The 20,117-nt window shown below is 30.4% G+C and carries 17 protein-coding genes and 1 pseudogene; 2 read left to right on the forward strand and 16 right to left on the reverse strand.

Features of this window, described 5'->3' with window-relative positions; genetic code table 11:
- Positions 1-20: 20 nt before the first annotated feature.
- From J3477_RS26250 to kdpF, 8 genes are all read right to left on the reverse strand, one after another.
- A complete protein-coding gene (locus tag J3477_RS26250) occupies positions 21-1,109 on the reverse strand; it encodes a sensor histidine kinase KdpD (RefSeq protein ID WP_206868803.1) in 1,089 nt (362 codons plus the stop codon).
- A 92-nt stretch (positions 1,110-1,201) separates the two neighbouring features.
- Complete coding sequence (locus J3477_RS06320) at positions 1,202-1,813, reverse strand: response regulator (protein WP_206868804.1); 612 nt, start codon at positions 1,811-1,813, stop codon at positions 1,202-1,204.
- 116 nt (positions 1,814-1,929) lie between these two features.
- A complete protein-coding gene (locus J3477_RS06325; RefSeq protein ID WP_206868805.1) occupies positions 1,930-3,756 on the reverse strand; it encodes an ATP-binding protein in 1,827 nt (608 codons plus the stop codon).
- A gap of 20 nt (positions 3,757-3,776) precedes the next feature.
- On the reverse strand, positions 3,777-4,316 hold the full coding sequence (locus J3477_RS06330) for a transcriptional regulator (protein WP_206868807.1): 540 nt from the start codon (positions 4,314-4,316) through the stop codon (positions 3,777-3,779).
- 183 nt (positions 4,317-4,499) lie between these two features.
- Positions 4,500-5,138, reverse strand: coding sequence for a K(+)-transporting ATPase subunit C (locus J3477_RS06335; protein ID WP_206868809.1), 639 nt, complete (start codon positions 5,136-5,138; stop codon positions 4,500-4,502).
- A gap of 19 nt (positions 5,139-5,157) precedes the next feature.
- Complete coding sequence (gene kdpB, locus J3477_RS06340; protein WP_206868811.1) at positions 5,158-7,215, reverse strand: potassium-transporting ATPase subunit KdpB; 2,058 nt, start codon at positions 7,213-7,215, stop codon at positions 5,158-5,160.
- 51 nt (positions 7,216-7,266) lie between these two features.
- The gene (gene kdpA / locus J3477_RS06345; protein WP_206868813.1) at positions 7,267-8,946 is read right to left on the reverse strand and encodes a potassium-transporting ATPase subunit KdpA; all 1,680 of its coding nucleotides are present in this window, start codon (positions 8,944-8,946) and stop codon (positions 7,267-7,269) included.
- A 35-nt stretch (positions 8,947-8,981) separates the two neighbouring features.
- Entirely contained in the window at positions 8,982-9,059 is a 78-nt protein-coding gene (kdpF, locus tag J3477_RS26375; RefSeq protein ID WP_206869679.1) for a K(+)-transporting ATPase subunit F, read from the reverse strand.
- 764 nt (positions 9,060-9,823) lie between these two features.
- On the opposite strand from kdpF, the gene J3477_RS06355 reads away from it, so the two are divergent.
- A complete protein-coding gene (locus tag J3477_RS06355; protein WP_206868815.1) occupies positions 9,824-10,216 on the forward strand; it encodes a pyridoxamine 5'-phosphate oxidase family protein in 393 nt (130 codons plus the stop codon).
- 74 nt (positions 10,217-10,290) lie between these two features.
- Here the strand turns inward: J3477_RS06355 and J3477_RS06360 are convergent, their stop codons facing one another.
- The 3 genes from J3477_RS06360 to J3477_RS06370 all read right to left on the reverse strand — a co-directional run bounded on the left by J3477_RS06360 (position 10,291) and on the right by J3477_RS06370 (position 14,540).
- Entirely contained in the window at positions 10,291-11,160 is an 870-nt protein-coding gene (locus tag J3477_RS06360) for a helix-turn-helix domain-containing protein (protein ID WP_206868816.1), read from the reverse strand.
- Between the two features lie 69 nt (positions 11,161-11,229).
- Entirely contained in the window at positions 11,230-13,641 is a 2,412-nt protein-coding gene (locus J3477_RS06365; RefSeq protein WP_228731220.1) for a histidine kinase N-terminal 7TM domain-containing diguanylate cyclase, read from the reverse strand.
- Positions 13,642-13,751: 110 nt separating this feature from the next.
- Positions 13,752-14,540 (reverse strand): gluconate 5-dehydrogenase, encoded by a 789-nt coding sequence (locus J3477_RS06370; protein ID WP_206868818.1) that lies wholly within the window; start codon positions 14,538-14,540, stop codon positions 13,752-13,754.
- Positions 14,541-14,780: 240 nt separating this feature from the next.
- Here J3477_RS06370 and J3477_RS06375 point away from each other — a divergent pair, with 240 nt between their 5' ends.
- Positions 14,781-16,040 (forward strand): DUF2334 domain-containing protein, encoded by a 1,260-nt coding sequence (locus J3477_RS06375; protein WP_206868819.1) that lies wholly within the window; start codon positions 14,781-14,783, stop codon positions 16,038-16,040.
- Positions 16,041-16,137: 97 nt separating this feature from the next.
- Here J3477_RS06375 and J3477_RS06380 read toward each other — a convergent pair whose 3' ends face one another.
- The 5 genes and pseudogenes from J3477_RS06380 to J3477_RS06400 all read right to left on the reverse strand — a co-directional run bounded on the left by J3477_RS06380 (position 16,138) and on the right by J3477_RS06400 (position 20,105).
- Entirely contained in the window at positions 16,138-16,479 is a 342-nt protein-coding gene (locus tag J3477_RS06380; RefSeq protein WP_206868820.1) for a zinc ribbon domain-containing protein YjdM, read from the reverse strand.
- 347 nt (positions 16,480-16,826) lie between these two features.
- The gene (locus J3477_RS06385; RefSeq protein WP_206868821.1) at positions 16,827-17,663 is read right to left on the reverse strand and encodes an ABC transporter permease; all 837 of its coding nucleotides are present in this window, start codon (positions 17,661-17,663) and stop codon (positions 16,827-16,829) included.
- A gap of 1 nt (position 17,664) precedes the next feature.
- The gene (locus J3477_RS06390; RefSeq protein ID WP_206868827.1) at positions 17,665-18,585 is read right to left on the reverse strand and encodes an ABC transporter ATP-binding protein; all 921 of its coding nucleotides are present in this window, start codon (positions 18,583-18,585) and stop codon (positions 17,665-17,667) included.
- Positions 18,586-18,859: 274 nt separating this feature from the next.
- Positions 18,860-19,150, reverse strand: a pseudogene (locus tag J3477_RS06395) (winged helix-turn-helix transcriptional regulator); the annotation flags it as partial.
- 31 nt (positions 19,151-19,181) lie between these two features.
- Positions 19,182-20,105, reverse strand: coding sequence for a helix-turn-helix transcriptional regulator (locus tag J3477_RS06400; protein ID WP_206868828.1), 924 nt, complete (start codon positions 20,103-20,105; stop codon positions 19,182-19,184).
- Between the last annotated feature and the right edge of the window lie 12 nt (positions 20,106-20,117).

The following is a 20,117-nucleotide window of genomic DNA, read 5'->3' on the forward strand; positions in this document are numbered from 1 at the left end:
CACATAAGAATGATACATCTTTAATAAGGAATTATGTGATACTCTACATTTCTAGTAAATTTTAAAAGTTTGGATATAGTTGATCCTCTTACTAAAGTTTGTAATTTAGTCCGTCTGCTTTTTCCAATTATCACCTGAGTAGCATTACTTGTTTTTATGAATTTACTAAGTTCTCCAGAGATACTTTTACCTTTAAGCATTGTAAATTCTCCCCCAAGAGATAATGCCAATTTTTTATGTCCTTCTAAAATCTTATTATCATTTTCTGAAGGTGTTGGAGCAAATCTATGAGTACAATCTACAGCCACTACTACCCAATTACATTTATATGTTTTAGCTATTCTTGATCCTCTTCTGATTAAATTTATCCCAAGTGGATTTGAACTAACGCAAACTACAATGAACTCATTTTCTCTAAATTGAGTAACATTAAAATCATCATCCACATTTTGTACTAATTTGCTTGCTCCTAGTGACATTTCCATTAAAGCAATCTCTCTTAGAGCCGTTAAATTTCCTTTTCTAAAAAAATTTCCTAATGCATTGGTGATTACATCTTTTTTATATATCTTGCCCCTTGAAAGCCTATTTATTAACGCATCTGGTGTTAAGTCAACCAATACTATCTCATCAGCTAAGCTTAACACACTATCCGGAATTGTTTCTCTAATTTTTACTTCTGTTATTCGCTCTACAACATCATTTATGCTCTCTAAATGTTGAATGTTTAATGTAGATATTACATTTATTCCAGCATCTAATATTTCTACTACATCCTCGTATCTTTTTGTATTTTTACATTCAGGTATATTAGTGTGCGCCAATTCATCGATAAGAACAAATTTAGGATGGAGTTTTAATACTGCTTCTTTATCAAGTTCTTCAAGACTTCTCCCTTTATACTCTATTTCTTTTCTAGGAACAATAAATAAATTGCCTATTTGCTGTTCCGTTTCAGCTCTTCCATGAGTCTCTAGATAGCCGATAACAATATCCTCACCATTTTCATGCATCTCATTTGCTTCTCTAAGCATTGTATAAGTTTTACCAACTCCAGGTGCATAGCCTAAAAATATCTTAAGCTTTCCCCTTTCAGTTTCATTACTCATATTTACCTCATATAAAATTTAATTTTTAGATATGTTTAAAAGTATTATTGAAGTTAACAGCGTCTAATTTTTATAGATGAACAAATTCATGCTCACGAAAACAATTCAGAAATTGCATAAAATCTGTTTGCTTCTTCTTCGCTTCCTTCTAATTCGTTTATCTTCCCAATTAGCTTGTAAACTTCTTTATTATAAGGATTACTAGCTAAAGCTTTTTTCAACACTTCAAAAGCTTCCTTGTATTTGTTTAATTCAATATTTTCCTTTGCTTCAATTATATATGCTTCATCATTCCAAGTCTTTTCTTTATAATTTCCCTCTTCTCCTTCACTAGGAGTATACGTATTTTCAACTTCATCTATAATTGCATTAACTCTATCTGGCGAGAAAGGTTTTTGAAGATACGCAAAAGCTCCAAGCTTTGTACAATCTATGGCATTTTTTACTGTTGCATAAGCTGTCATTATGATAACTGCACTATTTATATTTTTTTCTCTCAATACCTTCAATACTTCTGTACCACTGAGTCCAGGCATTCTAATATCTAAAAAGATCAAGTCTATTTCTTTTCCAGCCTTCTCTAGAATCTCTAGAGCTACAATACCATTTTCTGCTGCCATAACCTCATAATCTCGTATCTCAAGACAAGTTGTTAGCATTGATCTAATATTCTTGGTGTCGTCTATAATTAATACCTTTTTCATACAAACTCCTTTCATATGTCTAATAATAGCATTTTTAACTTGGCATATTTATAGAATTATTAATTAGCTTATGATGTCCAGATAATTACTCCATAAGTAACCACTTGGTACAACTTCTATTCATTTTCTCTACTCTCTATTGGCAAAGTAAAAATAAATTTGCTACCTTCATTAACGTTACTTTCACACCATATTTCTCCTCCATGAGCTTCGACTATTTCTTTTGCGATAGAGAGACCAAGTCCAGTACTTTCAGGCATTATCTGAACGCCTTCAACTCTCACAAATTTTTCAAATATTTTTTCTAGATACTCAAATGGTATTCCTCTTCCTGTGTCTTTAACGTAAATATATATTTTACTTTCATCACTATAAGCTCCTATGGTTATATAACCTTTTTCCGTATATCTTATAGCATTTGAAATTATATTATTTAAAACCCAAGTTACCTTCTCCTGATCAGCCATTACGTTCGGAAGGTTTTCTGATAACTCATAATAAACAGATAATCGTTTTTCTTGTAGTAGCTCTGTATATCCATCTATTGATTTATTGATTACATCTAATATATTACATGGTTCTATATCAAAAACCGCCCTATCAGTTTCTAATTTAGATATCTTTAATAGATTCGAAACTAATTCATTAAGTTTTTCTACATCTTCCTGAAAGGTCTCGATTATTCTTAATTGCTTTTCGTTTAAACTTCCTACTTTATTGTTTTTTAACAGTCCTACCCCCATCATTATAGATGTAAGTGGAGTTTTTAATTCATGAGAAACAGTACCAATAAAATCTGTTTTTAACATCTCTAGTTGCTTTAATTCGGTTACATTTTTAAACAATACTATTACGCCATCAATTTTCAAGTCCTTATCTTTAATCGGTCTAGTAGTAACATTAAAAAAGTAGGTTTTATTATTTCTTTTTATATCAATTATTTCGCCCTCATCTTCACTGCCTTCACTAACTATCTTAAATACATAATCATATAAATCTACTCTTTTAACAACTTGAAGAAAGTGTTTATTAAAGATGTTTTCTTCGTCAATACCAAAAAAGCTTTCACATGCATCATTCACGAATTTAATCTTAAAGCTAGCATCAAGAACCATCAATGGGTCAGATATACTTTTTATGATGCTTGTAGATCTATTTTTTTCTGCTAAAAGTGTTCCTTTAGTGCTTTTTTCAAATTCATACAATCGATAGGTCATATTATTAAATTCTCTGGCTAAAAGACCAATCTCATCATCATACACAATAGCCGCCTGCTTATTTACTTCTCCTTCTTTAACCGACTTAACTGCATTTATTAGAAGATATATAGGTCTAATAAATTTATTAGTAAAGATTACAGATAAGAAAAGTCCAACTGCCGCTGCAGTTATAGAAACTATAAAAATTATATAAATAGAATGTTCAGCGCTGCTACTTGTAAGTTGTTTTTTATCAAACATAGCTTTTTCATTTAATTCCGACAATGCATCTAAATCTGTTTTTAATTCATTAAGTGTAGGAGTTATATCTTTTTTATAAAAATCGTTAGCTGCCACATTATCTTTTTCCTGAAGCTCAGACAACATTTTATTAAATTGAACATATTTTGTATTCACTTTTTTAACGGCATCTTCTTCACCATTTTCAGTAATGTTATATTCCTCAAAATAATACCACTTATTAAACTGATCATTGTTTTCATAAAATAGTTCTACTGCATCTTCTTTTTCACCCTGAAGATATTTTAGTATTCCTCTATCTTGTGCATCTATAGCTCTTCTCATCTTATCTACTGCATCTATACTTTTATAATTATCTGTAATCAATCCATCTATTGATTTACCAAGAGTATATACATTAAAAACTGAAACCGCTCCGACAACTAATATAATCAATATTAAAGCAATATACACTACCGTCAATTTACCTTTAATAGTTTTCAAATCCTTCACCTCAATTAAAATCAAACGTAACCTTTAATGATACAACTTATCTTCTCTACTTCTTCCCATATTACATTAATTGCTTGAATTTGTTTATCCGTTAATCCTTCTAACATATTATTAAGCATATCCGCTGCTAATGTTAGAGATGCTACTGGCTCAATTAAATCTTCATAAATACATTTAACCGTTTCTTTATTTATAATACTAATTATCTCAGTTTCACTTAACCTAGTAAACAACACCATTATAAAGGATTTATCATCCACTATTGATTTTACTGATACGTTAAAGTAATATAGTCTTTTATTAAATATAACACTTATTTGATAAATTCTGTCCAAATTATATTTTACTGAATCAAAAATAAAATTAAAGAAATCTACATTTTTTATTATATTAAATAAATGTTCACCTATTGCCTTTCCCTCATCAACCTTGAAATATTGTTTGAAAGAATCATTTATATACTTTACTTTATATCCATTATCTAAAATCATCAATGGTTCTGCTTTAAACTCACTTAATCCAATTACTTTTGAATAATCTTCTGAAAGCATCTAATCACCTCTCAACGCTTATCAATACCCAATTTATTCCTTAATTTGATATAAATACATATAGACACACCACCTCTTTCCAAATATTCCTCTCCTAAAGAATATTTAGCTCTGAAGTGGTGTATTTATTGATGTACCATTTCGTAATAAAATTTATATTTTTAAATCCTCTACTATTTTAACCTACAGCTTTCCTTCACCTTTTAAAATATCTGCAATATCAAGATTAACAAGCAATACGTTAACTCTTTCATCTCCAAATACTCCTAGACTTCTTCCTTCTGTATGCTTTACCACTATATCTTCTAATGTCTTCTTATCAATGCCTGAAGCTTTTGAAACCGCATCAATTTGTATTCTTGCAGCTTGAGGGCTTATCTCTGGATCTAGACCTGAACCTGAGCTAGTAAGTAAATCCGCTGGTATATCCTCTTGCTTAATAGTTGGATGACTTTTTAAGAAAGCTTCCAGATCTTTCTTTACTCTTTCAGTCAATGCTGGATTTGAAGGTGCTAAATTCGCTGAACCTGATGCTACTCCAGTATAAGCTGCTTTTCCGCTATTATCTAATTTTTTATCATCTTCAGTATAGGTATTATAGTTAACTGCTGATACTCTTCCTTGAAAAAATCTTGGATCTGTAAAGCTTTGACCAATTAGCTTTGAACCAGTTGCCTTTCCATTAAACTCAATTATACTTCCATTAGCTTTATCTTTAAAGGCTACTTGCCCTATACCTGTTACAAGAAGTGGATATGCAACTCCACATATCACAATTAACACTAAAGTCATCAATAAAGAACTTTTTATTATACTTTTCATATTTTATATCCTCCAATAGCTATATACCTAGTGTTCTAAGAAGTGGTGAAACTAATATATCAATTAATTTGATTCCTACAAAGGGTACAATCACTCCACCTACTCCATAAATCATTATATTTTTAAGTAACATTCTTTCAGTTTTCATAGGCTTATACTTTACGCCTTTCATTGCTATAGGTATTAGCAGCGGTATTATAATTGCATTAAATATCAATGCTGCCAGAACTGCACTAGTTGGTGTCGCAAGTCCCATTATATTTATTTTATTCATTTCAGGTATAGCAACTGCAAATATAGCAGGGATTATTGCGAAATATTTAGCTATATCATTTGCTATACTGAATGTGGTTAATGCACCTCTTGTTATAAGCAGCTGCTTTCCTATTTCTACAACTTCTAAAATTTTCGTAGGATCTGAATCTAAATCAACCATATTTGCAGCTTCTTTTGCTGATTGAGTTCCACTATTCATGGCTAGCCCAACATCAGCTTGAGCTAAAGCAGGAGCATCATTTGTACCATCACCAGTCATTGCTACAATTTTACCTTGTGATTGTTCTTTCTTTATCACAAAAATCTTATCTTCTGGTTTACATTCTGCTATAAAGTCATCTACTCCAGCTTCTTTTGCTATAGTAGCAGCAGTAAGTGGGTTATCTCCAGTACACATTACTGTCTTTATTCCCATTTCTCTAAGCCTTGCAAATCTTTCAACTAAACCTGGTTTTACCGTATCTTTTAGATATATAACACCAACTATATGCTTATCAACTGCAACTACTAAAGGTGTACCTCCAAGCTTTGAAATTCTTTCTGTTATACTATCTAATTCTTCAGGAATTTCTCCACCATATTCTTTAACAAAACCTTTAATTGCATCAGTAGCTCCTTTTCTAATTTTCACACCTCCGCTTATATCCATTCCACTCATTCTTGTTTGAGCAGTAAACTCAATAAACTCGCTATCTTTATACTCTTTTTCCTCAATTATTACATTATTCTTTTTTGCTAGTTCTACTATTGATCTTCCTTCAGGAGTTCCATCCTTCACTGAGGAAAGTGCTGCAAATCTTGTAACTTCTTCTACTGTATGCTTACCAACAGCTACAAACTCAGCCGCCATTCTGTTTCCAAAGGTTATGGTTCCTGTCTTATCTAAGATCATTGTATCTACATCACCACAAGCTTCTACTGCTTTACCTGACATTGCAATAACATTAAACCTTGTAACTCTATCCATTCCAGCAATTCCTATTGCAGATAAAAGTCCCCCTATTGTAGTAGGTATTAAACAAACCAAAAGTGCTATAAGTGTAGACACAGGAATATCAACTTTCGAATATTTAGCCATAGGTAAAAGTGAAACAATAACAATTAAAAATATTATTGTTAAACTAACAAGAACTGTACTTAATGCAATTTCATTTGGACTCTTTTGCCTTGATGCGCCCTCAACCAAACTTATCATCTTATCTAAAAAGGATTCGCCTGGAGATGCTGATATTTCAACTTTAAGCCAGTCACTCTGAACTTTAGTGCCTCCTGTTACTGAACTAAAATCACCACCAGCTTCCTTTAACACTGGAGCAGATTCACCAGTAATTGCAGATTCATCTACTGATGCAAGACCTTCAATTACAACACCGTCATTTGGAATTAGGTCACCAGTTTCAACTAGCACGATGTCTCCCTTTTTTAAATCACTTGCACTAATTTCAGTTATTTCTCCATTTTTACTCAAAAGTTTTGCTTTTGTATCTTTTCTAGTCTTTTTTAAGGTTTCTGCTTGTGCTTTTCCTCTTCCCTCTGCTACAGCTTCAGCAAAATTAGCAAATAACACAGTGATAAATAGTACAAAACAAACAATACCGTTGTAAATCCTTAAGTTTCCACCACTTTTTCCAAAGGCATCTGGAAATACAGTGAGTATTAAAGAAATTATAAATCCTATCTCTACAATAAACATTACTGGATTTTTTGCCATGCTCTTAGGATTTAATTTTTTAAAGGAATCTTTAAAAGCATTTAATGCTATTTCTTTACTTATAAATTTTTTACCTTCATTCTTACTCATTTTAATTAACTCCTTTATTCTATATATGAAGTAACCTTAAGTAGGATATTCCTACCTTCCTAGAGTTAAATGCTCTGATACAGGTCCTAGAGCAAGTGCTGGAAGGAATGTTAAAGCACCTATTATAATTACTATCGCTACTAATATAAACACGAACATCTTATTATCTGTCTTAAAAGAAGCTTCGTTTTCTGGCAAGAGTTGCTTTTGTGCTAGTGAACCCGCAACTGCTAATAGTAGTATCATTGAAACATATCTTCCGAAAAGCATAACAAATCCGGTTATAGAATTCCAAAATACTGTATTATCCGCTAAGCCTTCAAATCCAGAACCATTATTAGCTGCTGAAGATGTAAATTGATAAAGTACTTGCGATAATCCATGATACCCAGGATTGGTGATGCCAGCAAGCCCACTTTTAGTTACAAGTGCTAATCCAGTTGGTATTAATATTATTAAAGGATGAACTATTATTGCTAATGCGATTAGCTTCATTTCTTTTCCTTCAATTTTTTTTCTAAGAAATTCAGGTGTTCTTCCGATCATAAGTCCACACAAGAATACTGACAAAATAGCATACATTATCATCCCCATAAGGCCAACACCCTTACCGCCAAAGACTACATTAATCATCATATTCCAAAGTGCTACCATACCTCCGAGCGGAGTAAGTGAATCATGCATATTATTTACTGTTCCTGTGGTGAAAGCAGTAGTTACCGTAGTGAATAATGAGGATTGAGCTATTCCAAATCTAACTTCTTTGCCTTCCATATTTCCTAACGCTTGTGATAAACCAATATGTGCAAGTACAGGATTCCCTGCTTTTTCAGCAAAATAAGCTACTGGAAGTACAATAATAAATAATAATGCCATTGCAGCAAATATTGTCCATCCCTGTTTTTTATTCTTAAGCATTAGTCCAAAGGTCAATACTAAAGAACCAGGTAAAAGCATCATTGAAAGAATTTCGATCAAATTTGTTATTGGAGTTGGATTCTCAAAAGGATGAGCTGAATTTGCTCCAAAAAAACCTCCTCCGTTTGTCCCAATATGTTTTATTGCCTCTAACGCCGCAACCGGACCAACAGCAATATCCTGTAATTTGCCTTCAATAGTGTTCACTGTAATGTTAGGTGATAAGGTTTGAGGAACCCCCTGCCACATTAAAATAATTGAAACTACTATTGAAAGTGGAATAAAGACTCTTGTTATTATTCTTACAATATCCACAAAGAAATTACCAACAGTTTTTGTTCTACCTGTAAGTCCTCTTATAAAAGCTAAGGCAGCTGCAAACCCTGTAGCAGCAGAAGTAAACATCAAAAATATTATTACAATCATTTGACTAAGATACGAAAGTCCAGACTCTCCACTATAGTCCTGAAGATTTGTATTTGTTATAAAACTTATTGCAGTATTGAAACTGAGACTTTGTTCCATTCCTCCTATTTTATTAGGATTCAAAAGTCCAATTCCCTGCACTCTTAAAATTACATATCCTATAACTACCATTATTACATTACTTATTAATAATGTAGCAGCATACTTTTTCCAATTCATCTCCTCTTTATTTACGCCAGTTATTTTGAAAATGAAATTATCTACTTTGTCCAAAACAGGATCAACAAAAGATTTTTCACCAGTTGCTACCTTATATAAATATCTGCTCATTGGCAAAATTAATAGTATAAATAAAACTAAAGTTATTACTATTTGTAAAATGTCCATGATAAACCTCCAAAATTACTTTTAATCTTTCATTTTTAAAATTTCTCAGGATTAAGAAGTGCATACCCAAGATAAATAAACAGTGCTACCACTAAAATTCCTAAAAAGATCATACCTTAACCTCCTAATTGCATTGACATATTGCATAAGCTTATATTTTCGTTTTTTGTTACTAGTTATTCATCAATTTGATTTGAAGTAATTGCATTATCACAAAATCTTACTAGTAAGTTAAATGAACAATACAACCCCATCATTAAAACAATAAAAATAATATCTTTTCCCATTTGTAGTTCCCCCTAAAATCCTTATCTGTTCTTTGTAGGTTCATTATAGTACCCTTCTTATAAAAAACAAAAATCGCCAAAAAGCGATGTATAATTTTTCTTGGCATTGTTAGAGTTAATTATAAGAAACTAGTACCTTCTAGCTCTCTTTACTTTTCTGATTTTCAATCTAGCGTTGCTATCCATAAAAGTTTAATTTTTAAAGTTAATAAAAACTGATGTAAGTTTTTTTTGTGTTAACTAATCATTGTTATTTGAAATTATTCTTGTTATTGTTGTGTTTGCAACGTTTTCTCTAATTTTTAAGCTATATATATAAACTTATTGTGTAAAAATTTTTTAGCATTATTTATTGTAAAAACAAAAAAACACTACACTTTTGTGTAATGTTCTCACTATTAAACCCAAAATCTTTCAACATTCACAGTTGTTTTGTTAATGTTGCTTGTGTGATATTCTCCATAATAGCTTCTTTTACGGTATATTTTTTATCCTAGCAATACATAAAAATAGTACTTGTTTTTTTAGTTGTACATGTTATTATTACTATGTCGTGAATTTTGCATGAGTAATGGAGAGGAGCAATAATTATGAAAAAAGCATTAGAATTCTTACAAGAAAGCCGTACTTTTTATTTAGCAACTACAGAGGGAGATCAACCAAGGGTTAGACCTTTTGGTGCTGTTTTTGAATATGAAGGAAAGCTATACATTGTTACAAATAATAAAAAAGAATGTTTTAAGCAAATGTTAGAAAACCCTAAGGTTGAAATATCTGCTATGAATAAAGGAAAATGGATTCGTTTAGCTGGAGAAGTTGCCCATGACGATAGACGTGAAGTAAAAGAACTTGCACTTGAAACTATTCCATCCTTAAAATCAATGTACAACATTGAAGACGGAATTTTTGCAGTATTATATTTTACTAAAGGAACTGCTACTATTTATTCCTTTACTGGCGAACCTGAAACTTTTTCACTATAATAACTAATAAATTAAATTCTAACAAAAACCACCATACTTCAAGCATGGTGGTTTTGTTGCATTTCAATATAACACTATAATTTCTCACTGCTTAAACGATATTCTTTTGGTGACGCTCCCTCAACCTTCTTGAATTGTCTTGTAAAATAATTACTATCATCAAAGCCACTTTCATATGCTATATCAGATATTGAAAGCTTGCTTTTTCTTAATAATAAACCTGCATACTGAATACGTAGTCTAATAACATAATTCATAGGAGTTGTTTTATAATTTTCTTTAAAAATTCTATTGAAATGCCTAACTGAAAGCTCTGCTTTATCAGCTAACTCCTTTAAATTAATATGTTCTCGAAAATGATTTTCCATATAGGCTACCGCTTTCGCTATATTTATCACATTATCTTTAAATTCTGAACTGATAATATCATACTGCCTGGACAAAAACACTACCAGCTCCATAAAGTGAGAATATATCATTGTCTGATATCCTTGATATTTATTTTGATATTCATTAAGCATATCAAAAATAATTTCTCTTACTTTTTCGTAATCAGAAAGAGTTAGTTTAAGTTTACTCTTAAAACTATATTCTTTTGCTAAAAATGGTTCAATAACAAAAAGAGCCTCATATCCTGAAGATTTTTTTAGATCATTACCAACCTGGTGTAAATGTTCTGGCTTATACATAATGTTGCAAATTTTAAAGTCGCAAGTTTCTTCGTATCCATGAGAAGTATTTTCATTTATCACGAATACATCTCCTTTTTTTATAAAATACTTTTCTGAGTTTACAATATGAGTAGCTGTACCGTTTAATACAATCACTAGCTCAGAAAAATCCGAATGAAAATGTATAGGCATCCCCATATCATGCTCACCAGTTTGTATAAAGAAAGGAAAGTTAGTATCTTTCGTAAAATAGTGTAAATACATATAATCCATTTTATTACCCTCTTATTCATGGAAACATTTTCTCTCAAACTTAAAAATCAATATTAATATACAATCTAGTTATTTATTCACTTTATTTTTTACTTTACTCTTATACTCATACATACGTTTATCGGCAATTTTTATTATTTGATCAAACTCAACTCCATCTTTGGGGAAGTTAGCAATACCATAACTATAGCTACAAATTATTTTGTTTTCCCCAAAGATTATTGGGTTGTTTTTAAAATGTTCACTCAATTTCTCAAATCTATCAATTAAACTCTTGGTATCCACATTAAAGAAAACTCCAACAAATTCGTCTCCTCCAAATCTTCCTATAATATCAGAACCTCCGACTAAACTGATTAGCCCCTTTGCAAATGTTTTTATTAACTCATCTCCAGCTAAATGTCCATAATTATCATTAACAAACTTAAGTTCATTTAAATCAAAAATAGCTGCAAAAAACTCTTTTTTGTCTGCATTTTCATTATAAATATTGTTGTGAAGTAATTGTTCAAAATAGCTTCTATTGTATACATTACTTAATTTATCGTATCGAGATAAATATATAGTTTCCTCGTAAAGCTTATGCTTAGTAATAGCAATAGATGTTTGGTTTGTCATATATTCCATCAATTCTATATCCACTTCGCCAAAAATATTATTAAATATACTATCAATGTTTAAAAATCCATAGCACTTACCATCAATAAAAATTGGTGAACTAATAAAAGATTTTATTTTCTTTCCTTCTGCTGTATCTAACATACTTACAATTTCCATTTTATCAATATCATTAAAAATAACAGTTCTATCAATAATTTCCCCATCTTTAAACCATGCATCTTTCAAGTAAATTTTGAATGCCTTGATTTGTTCTGAATTATACCCTTTAGCTGCAACTATTTTTAAGCTTTCACATTCGTCTAAAAGCAATATAGAACCACAGTTAGTTGGATCAATACAATTAATAACCTTATCTAATATTAATTGTAGTAAATCATTGATATCTGATATTTCATTAATGCAATATCCAATGTCTATCATTGCTTCCTTTAGTGTTGATAATTTATTTATTCTTTCCCTATTCTTTTTTTGTTCTGTAATATCTAATATAACACCAACTAATCCTTTATCACTACCTTGTTCATTTATAATAACTGATTTGCTTAACATCACATCATGCTGTGTGCCGTCCCTATGCATTAACTTTGATTCATAAATTTGAGTTCCTTCTTCTTTCATTAAACCCATATCAGCTTTGTCATATACTTCTGCTAATTTCTCTTCAAATACTGCATATGCAGTATTTCCAATAAGGTCTTCCTTAGTAATCCCTAGATATTCTGTAAATGCATTATTACAATGATTATATATGCCGTACTCATCCTTAGAATATATAGGATTAGGGATAGCATCCATAACAGTTTCAATAAATTTAAGATTGTTATATAACTTTTCTCGCTGTAACTCAAATTCAGTAACATCGTTTAAAATCAGTATTTTTCCAATACTTTCACCAGAGCCTTCATATATATTATTAATATTTAACTTGTAATATCTTAATTGCCCTTTATCCTTTATACTGATTAAATTTTCAGTATACGAATCACTGCTTATAGCTTTTAATAATGCCTTATGTGCTTTCAATACCTCATCAATCTTTTTATCTCCTGCCTCTGTGTGCTTCAATTCAGAAATAATATTTTTTGATGCATTATTAAAATTAACTATGTTGTTTTCAGAATCTAATATTATAACTCCATCTAACATATTTGAAAAAACTTTCTCTAGCGCTATTGGGGTAATTTTTAATAATTTAAATTTAAATATAGCATAAGAAGAAATTATTCCTGAAATAGAAAAGGCAAGTGGACATAAATCCAATTCAAAACGAAACACTCGTAGCATGTAAATAATATCTAAAATCCATGGAATTATCCAGGCTATTATTAAAAATAAAACTTGCTTTCTTATAATCGACACTGCTTTAAAATAAGCAAATATAAAAATTATTAGACCTATAATCATCAATATATATGTATAAATAATATTAACCCAATACCATGGCCCTCTTATTATATTTGCAATCGGAAATATACCACTATTATTCATGTATATATCTTTATAAAAAAGGTGATGAAAATCATTTGTATAATTAAGTACTAATGTTATAACAGGGATAGTAAATAATAGTACTACTGTGCTTTTTTTTATTTTTTCTCTATGCCCATTAAATTTAAGCGCAAATAATAACCATACTACAGGTAGAAATGATATCCCTAAATATTCCACCTTAATCCAAAACTTTACGTTTTCAATGCTTGTACATAATATCTCAAAAGCATATCCAAATGAATAAATTGATACTGGAAGCAAAGCTATAGAAACATATATTTTGTCTCTCCTCCATGAAAAATATCCTATATAAAGAAGTGCAATTGCTGATACTATTAACACTAAACTAAACAAAATATTAACCTTCAAAAATATCACCCCAATTATCTATTATACTAAACATTTACTAAAAATCTCTACCATTAAAATAACCCACAAAAATTTTTAGATTTTTGTGGGTTATTTCATATGTTTTTATTTTATTCTGGTTGTTTTCCGATGTAAGCTAAGATCCCTCCGTCTACATATAAAACATGACCATTTACGAAGTCTGAGGCATCAGATGCTAGGAATATAGCTGGTCCAGTTAAATCTTCTGCTTCTCCCCAACGTGCTGCTGGAGTCTTTGATATTATGAAGCTATTAAAAGGATGTCCTTCTGTTCTAAGTGGTGCCGTTTGAGGTGTTGCTATATATCCTGGTCCAAGTCCATTACATTGAATATTGTATTCTCCATATTCAGAAGCAATATTCTTTGTTAACATCTTAAGTCCACCTTTTGCAGCTGCATATGCTGAAACTGTTTCTCTTCCTAATTCACTCATCATTGAACATATGTTTATTATCTTTCCATGTCCCTTTTTAATCATTCCAGGAATTACAGCTTTAGAAACGATAAATGGTGCATTTAAGTCAACATCTATAACTTTTCTAAAATCTTCAGCTTTCATTTCAATCATAGGAATTCTCTTAATTATTCCAGCGTTATTTACAAGAATATCAATAACTCCAACTTCTTTTTCTATCTTTTCAACAGTCTCATTTACCTTTTGCTCATCTGTAACATCACATACATAACCAAAAGCTTTTATGCCTTCTGCTTCATAAGCCTTTATTCCTTTATCAACTAATTCTTGATTAATATCATTAAATACTATAGTTGCACCAGCTTCTGCATAAGCCTTTGCAATACCGAATCCTATACCATATGATGCACCTGTAACAAATGCAATTTTACCTTCTAGTGAAAAACTTTTTAATATACTCATTACTCTATTCCTCCTAAAATTCATTATCTTTTCCTTTGATATACTAATTATACATTTAAATTTAAACTATTTCTTGTTATATTATTTAAAAAATATTGCAAATTTTGAACTGCTAACTATATAGATGAACTACTTCACACTTAAATTTAATGCTAAAAAGCTATTAATCTTATAGCAATTATAAACCTATGAACATACTTTAGTAGTACATAGTAATCTTTAGTGAGTTGAAGTGATGCAATGGTTTATGATAAACAATTATCTTTAATAGAAACCAATTTAAAAATAAGTTTTGAAAGAAAATCATTAAAGTTTAAAAGTCCTATATACCGAGATATCAATCGTTATTTTCTTCCCCTATTGGAGTTTATTACCCAACTAGGAGGCGAGTCTAATATAACGAGAGGTAAAATAAATATACAATTTAAACAGAAATCTTCAATATGTATAAATTATAAGACTGATGATTATAAATTTACAATAGTTGATGATGTATTGTATTTATCGCTATTTGATATATGCAGAATATTAAATGCTAAATCTAGATGGGATTATAATAGCAGATCTATTTCACTTTATTGGAATAAAGATAAAAGTGAGCTCGATACAAGACCTACTGGAAAAGTTGCTTTAATAAGATTTGAAGACATAACTGCAGGTGATGAGTATTTGAATTCTGACAATTTGGAGAAATTCAGAGTAGTTGCAGATTTTATGTTTTTAGCCGGTGTGCCCTTTCATATAGCATGGATACCGCGATTTGTTGATCCTCCAAATAGCATTGACAATGATATATCTAAGCATTATAGCATGCCAAACGCCAACTTTCTTTTCACAATTGAGTATTTACTAAATAAAGGTGGCCAAATTGGTTTACACGGCTATACTCATCAGTATGGTTATGAAGTAAGTGCAGAAGGTACTGAATTTAATGAAGAACGTAATAATGATGAGAAAAGTATAAGAAAAAGAGTTGAAGTCTCTATTAATACCGCAAAGACATTGGAACTTCCATTTAAGTTTTTTGAGAGTCCTCATTATGCATCCACTGAGTTTCAGCAAAGTATATTTGAACAATATTTTGACATAATTTATGAAGGCTGTGTAGGAATTTGGGGCGATGAAATTGTTAAAAGTCCAAGAAATCACAGAACTTTATATATCCCTACACCTTTAAGCTACGTAGAAGGAAAAGACGGTACGGAGAAAATGCTTGAAAGAATAAATAATTTAGATGAGGAAACCTTAGCTAGTTTATTTTATCACCCATATAAGGATTTTGAATACATAACTCTTAAAAAAGGTACTAACGGCTACCCCTTGAGCCAGTATTCAGAGAATTCTCCGCTTCACCAAATTGTAAAAGCCTTATACGATAAAAAGTATAGCTTTTCAAAAATCACAAACTTAAGCATAAATAATGAGAAAAATACATCTATTAAATCTTTCTTTAGTTTCTCTAAATTATGTAAACTTTTGAAATCTAAAATTAAAGTATAAAATAATTTTAGCGAATCAGAACTGTATTTATATTTAATATACAAAAATGCACCACTTCATTTTAGAATTTATATTTCAAAATTGAAGTGGTGCATATTTATATCTTTTTAACGAATTCAGACTTTAAACTCATTGCTCCAAATCCATCAATTTTACAATCAATATTGTGATCTCCATCAACTAAGCGTATATTTTTTACTTTTGTTCCCTTCTTTAAAGCTGATGAAGCACCTTTCACTTTAAGATCTTTAATTATTGTTACAGAATCACCATCACTTAAAATATTTCCATTGGAGTCTTTAACAACTTTAACATTTTCATTATTTTCAGTTTCTGATCCTACAGTCCATTCATGAGAACATTCTGGACAAATTAGGACCTCTCCATCTTCATAAGTGTATTCTGAATTACATTTTGGACAGTTCGGCAAATTATTCATTAATTCAATTCCTCCGTTTGTTATTATTAATTCTAAGATAGATGAATCACTTTATATTCAATCAATATTTGTAAAGCCTCTGATCACAATACGTTAGAGTTTTTAAAAAGCTTTAAATTTAAAGTTGTTCTCTATATCAATGAATTATTTTTGATTTTTATAAATCCGTAAAAATAGCAATTATAAATCTAAAATATATAATAAGTACTTTACGAAATTACATAATACCATATTCTTTTTCAATTAACAAACAGTTAGAAGACCTCATTAATTATCTTTCTAATGATATGTTGGTTTGATCTTACTACTTAGGAATTACAAATATTGTGGGCATCAACTGATTTTTATTACCCCCATAATGCACTGGCATCACTTGAACTTCTATTAAGACGGGAAAAATCTGTTTTCACAAATGAATAAGTTGATAATATCAAAAATATGACCCCTATAACCATGATGATAGTAAAAGATATAATAGGAGTAACAACAAATCCGTGAATTTCAATAGCTAATCCCTGTTTCACAAGTTCTGCAGAGGATAAATTTGTTTTTTCCAAAACAACCATACGGAAAAAAGCAGTTGCATAGGTCATTGGATTGATATAAGCAACATATCTAAGAGTATCAGGCAGCATAGATAACGGAATATATGCTCCTGATATAAAGGTTAAAGGCATAGTTACAGCAGTTTTAACTATTTGAAACGTTTGACCATTACGCACAATGGTAGCTAAATATAATCCAACACCTGAAAAAACAAGTCCAACACTTATCATAGCTAAAAGCACCCAAAGCGGTGTTACCCATGAGGTAAATTTAATTCCTATAAATAATCCAAGAATTAATATCATAATTCCTTGTATAGTAGATACGGTTGCTGCCGATAATAATTGCCCCATAGCAACAGTTATTCTTTTAGCTGGAGAAACTAAAACTTCTTTCATAAAGCCGCTTACCATATCATCAACGGTGGATGAGGCTAGATTAAGTGAACCTTCAAACACTGTTGTTATAATAACTCCTGAGAGCATATATGCAATAGGGTTTTCTATTGAGTTAATTTTAAAAATAGCACCAAATACATAAACAAAGAAAAAAGGGAACACAAGTGAAAAAATCAAACCTGTTTTATTTCTTATAAAAGCTTTCAATCCTCTTTTCCACAATGCAAATACAGTATTCATATTATGCCTCCTCCCTAATTTTTCTTCCGGTTATTTCTAAGAAAACGTCATTAAAGGTACCTTTTTTTATTTCAATATCAGTAATTACATCTTTTTGCATACTTAAAACCTTCAATAAACTATTTATGTTTTCAGCGTCAACCTTATAGTATGTATCTTTTTTTACATAACTCATTTCAAATTCTGTGAGCAACTTTTCAAGTTCAGTTTCATTTTTTGTAGTGATATAAGCCTTATCTTTAGTGTACATTTTTTTCAAAGCATATGGCGTATCATGAGCTACTATCCTTCCACCATCCATAATTGCAATCTTATCGCATATTTCCGCCTCTTCCATATAATGGGTCGTAAGAAAAATAGTTATATTTCTCTCTTTTTGAAGCTTCAAAATATACTCCCAAATATGAGCTCGTGTTTGTGGATCAAGCCCTGTTGTAGGCTCATCAAGAAATAAAACTTTTGGATAGTGAATTAACCCACGAGCAATTTCTACTCTACGTTTCATTCCCCCTGACAAAGCACCAACTAATTTCTTTCTTTCACCCAATAAATCAACTAAATTTAAAACAAACTGGATACGTTCTTCAACTTCTTTTTTAGGAACATTATAAAAGACACAATGCATTTTAAGATTTTCATCGATTGTCATTTTTGAATCTAGCGTTGAATCCTGAAATACCACTCCAATTGTTGATCTAACTTGACTTTTTTGTGTAGTAACATCTTTTCCATCTATTATAAGTGTACCTGATGTCTTATCAAATATTGTACATAGAGTATTTATCGTAGTGCTCTTTCCAGCTCCATTTGGCCCTAAAAAAGCAAAAATACTCCCCTCCTCCACTGTAAAAGAAATATCATTTACAGCTGTAAAATCACCATATTCTTTGGTGAAATTTTTAACTTCAATTATCGGATTCATTTCATCATCCCCTTCACATGCTTTTAACTTTTGTATTAAAGATGTACCACTTCGATCAGAAACCTATCTTTAAAACTTTCATGAATTTTGGTGAGAGAATTTAAAAAATTTGATTTTATTACGAAATGGTACATCCTTAATTATGTCTTATAATCCACATTTTAATCACTTTATTAGATTATAACGAGATTTAATAGTATTATAACGTTACCTTTGCCATATTACCATAGCTTACTGTAACTTCAGTTTCATTAAAGCTAGTTATATCAGCATTTTAATCTTTATAAAGGTGTCTATTAGCTTTAATATAATTTCCACCCCAAATATTCATAGAATCTAAAACTGGCTTTAAGCTCTTCACTAATTCTGAAAGTGAGTATTCAACTCTAGGTGGTACTTCAGGGTATACCTTTCTAATAATTAATCCATCAGATTCCATTTGCCGAAGCTGCTGAGTTAACATTTTTTGACTTATTCCATTAATTCCATTCTCCAGTTGGTTAAATCTTTGTGTCCCATCATCATGTAAATTTCTTAAAATAAGAACTTTCCACTTGTGACCAAGATGTTAATGACTAATAGCAACATGTCAGTCTTTAGTCATTGTATTTTATACGTATACTTTCTATGTATTCCAATATTTCTTTTCTTAGTTTCAGTGGAGTTATAACTTCACATTCCTTTCCAAAGTTTAAAATAAACTTTTTCAACCCTTCATCATTAGGAAAGAAGTTCTCAACAATATACCCTCCATCCTCCAAAAGTATAATTTTATCCTTTGGAAAATATTCAGTTAATTGTTCTCCAATTTTGCTAGAAAACTTCATTTTTACTAAAATACTATTTTTTTCATAACTATACTCAAATATTTTTTTAATTTCCTGTTGCGAAATTTGCCTTTTAATAAAGTCGCCTCCTAATTTCATATTTCTTATTCTAATAAGCTTAAACTTTCGATAGTCTTTTCTTTCTCTGCAAAAGGCAATAATAAACCATTGTCCAACACTAAACTCTATCTGAATAGGCTCCACTATTCTTTTTGAATATTCCATTCTTCTGTTTATATATTGAAATTCTAATACTCTGCTTTCTTCAATGGCTTTATTAATCAAATATAAATATTCTCTAAGTTCCTGCTCCATAGCAAAATGAGACATATTTATATTAAGATTGCTATATCTGTGTTCTTCTTTATTACGTAAGGTTTCAATCTTAAGAACCATATCATTGAATTTAGGGTTCTTTCCAAATAAAGAATTTAAATTATCCATTACAGCAATTATGGGTTCGACTTCCTTCTTATTTATGAAGATATTATTTATATTATAATCTTCCATAATATAATATCCGCCACCTTTTCCGCCAATAGCGGCTATAGGAACCCCTGTTTCACTTATTTCTTCTATATCGCGATATATCGTTCTTAATGATACTTCAAAATGCTCAGCAAGTTCTCTTCCTGTTACTAAACCCTTTTGAGATATTATTATTAAAATCGATAATAGCCTTCCTTGTTTCATAAAATAAATCTC

The sequence above is a fragment of the Clostridium zeae genome (assembly GCF_017312485.1).
GTDB classification, from domain to species: Bacteria; Bacillota; Clostridia; order Clostridiales; family Clostridiaceae; genus Clostridium_AR; species Clostridium_AR zeae.

Bases quoted from the DNA above. Each gene is read 5' to 3' on its own strand.
- J3477_RS26250 (WP_206868803.1), bottom strand. From the start codon at position 1,109: ATGAGTAATGAAACTGAAAGGGGAAAGCTTAAGATATTTTTAGGCTAT.
- J3477_RS06320 (WP_206868804.1), bottom strand. From the start codon at position 1,813: ATGAAAAAGGTATTAATTATAGACGACACCAAGAATATTAGATCAATG.
- J3477_RS06330 (WP_206868807.1), bottom strand. From the start codon at position 4,316: ATGCTTTCAGAAGATTATTCAAAAGTAATTGGATTAAGTGAGTTTAAA.
- J3477_RS06335 (WP_206868809.1), bottom strand. From the start codon at position 5,138: ATGAAAAGTATAATAAAAAGTTCTTTATTGATGACTTTAGTGTTAATT.
- kdpB (WP_206868811.1), bottom strand. From the start codon at position 7,215: ATGAGTAAGAATGAAGGTAAAAAATTTATAAGTAAAGAAATAGCATTA.
- kdpA (WP_206868813.1), bottom strand. From the start codon at position 8,946: ATGGACATTTTACAAATAGTAATAACTTTAGTTTTATTTATACTATTA.
- kdpF (WP_206869679.1), bottom strand. From the start codon at position 9,059: ATGATCTTTTTAGGAATTTTAGTGGTAGCACTGTTTATTTATCTTGGG.
- J3477_RS06355 (WP_206868815.1), top strand. From the start codon at position 9,824: ATGAAAAAAGCATTAGAATTCTTACAAGAAAGCCGTACTTTTTATTTA.
- J3477_RS06360 (WP_206868816.1), bottom strand. From the start codon at position 11,160: ATGGATTATATGTATTTACACTATTTTACGAAAGATACTAACTTTCCT.
- J3477_RS06370 (WP_206868818.1), bottom strand. From the start codon at position 14,540: ATGAGTATATTAAAAAGTTTTTCACTAGAAGGTAAAATTGCATTTGTT.
- J3477_RS06375 (WP_206868819.1), top strand. From the start codon at position 14,781: ATGGTTTATGATAAACAATTATCTTTAATAGAAACCAATTTAAAAATA.
- J3477_RS06380 (WP_206868820.1), bottom strand. From the start codon at position 16,479: ATGAATAATTTGCCGAACTGTCCAAAATGTAATTCAGAATACACTTAT.
- J3477_RS06385 (WP_206868821.1), bottom strand. From the start codon at position 17,663: ATGAATACTGTATTTGCATTGTGGAAAAGAGGATTGAAAGCTTTTATA.
- J3477_RS06390 (WP_206868827.1), bottom strand. From the start codon at position 18,585: ATGAATCCGATAATTGAAGTTAAAAATTTCACCAAAGAATATGGTGAT.
- J3477_RS06400 (WP_206868828.1), bottom strand. From the start codon at position 20,105: ATGAAACAAGGAAGGCTATTATCGATTTTAATAATAATATCTCAAAAG.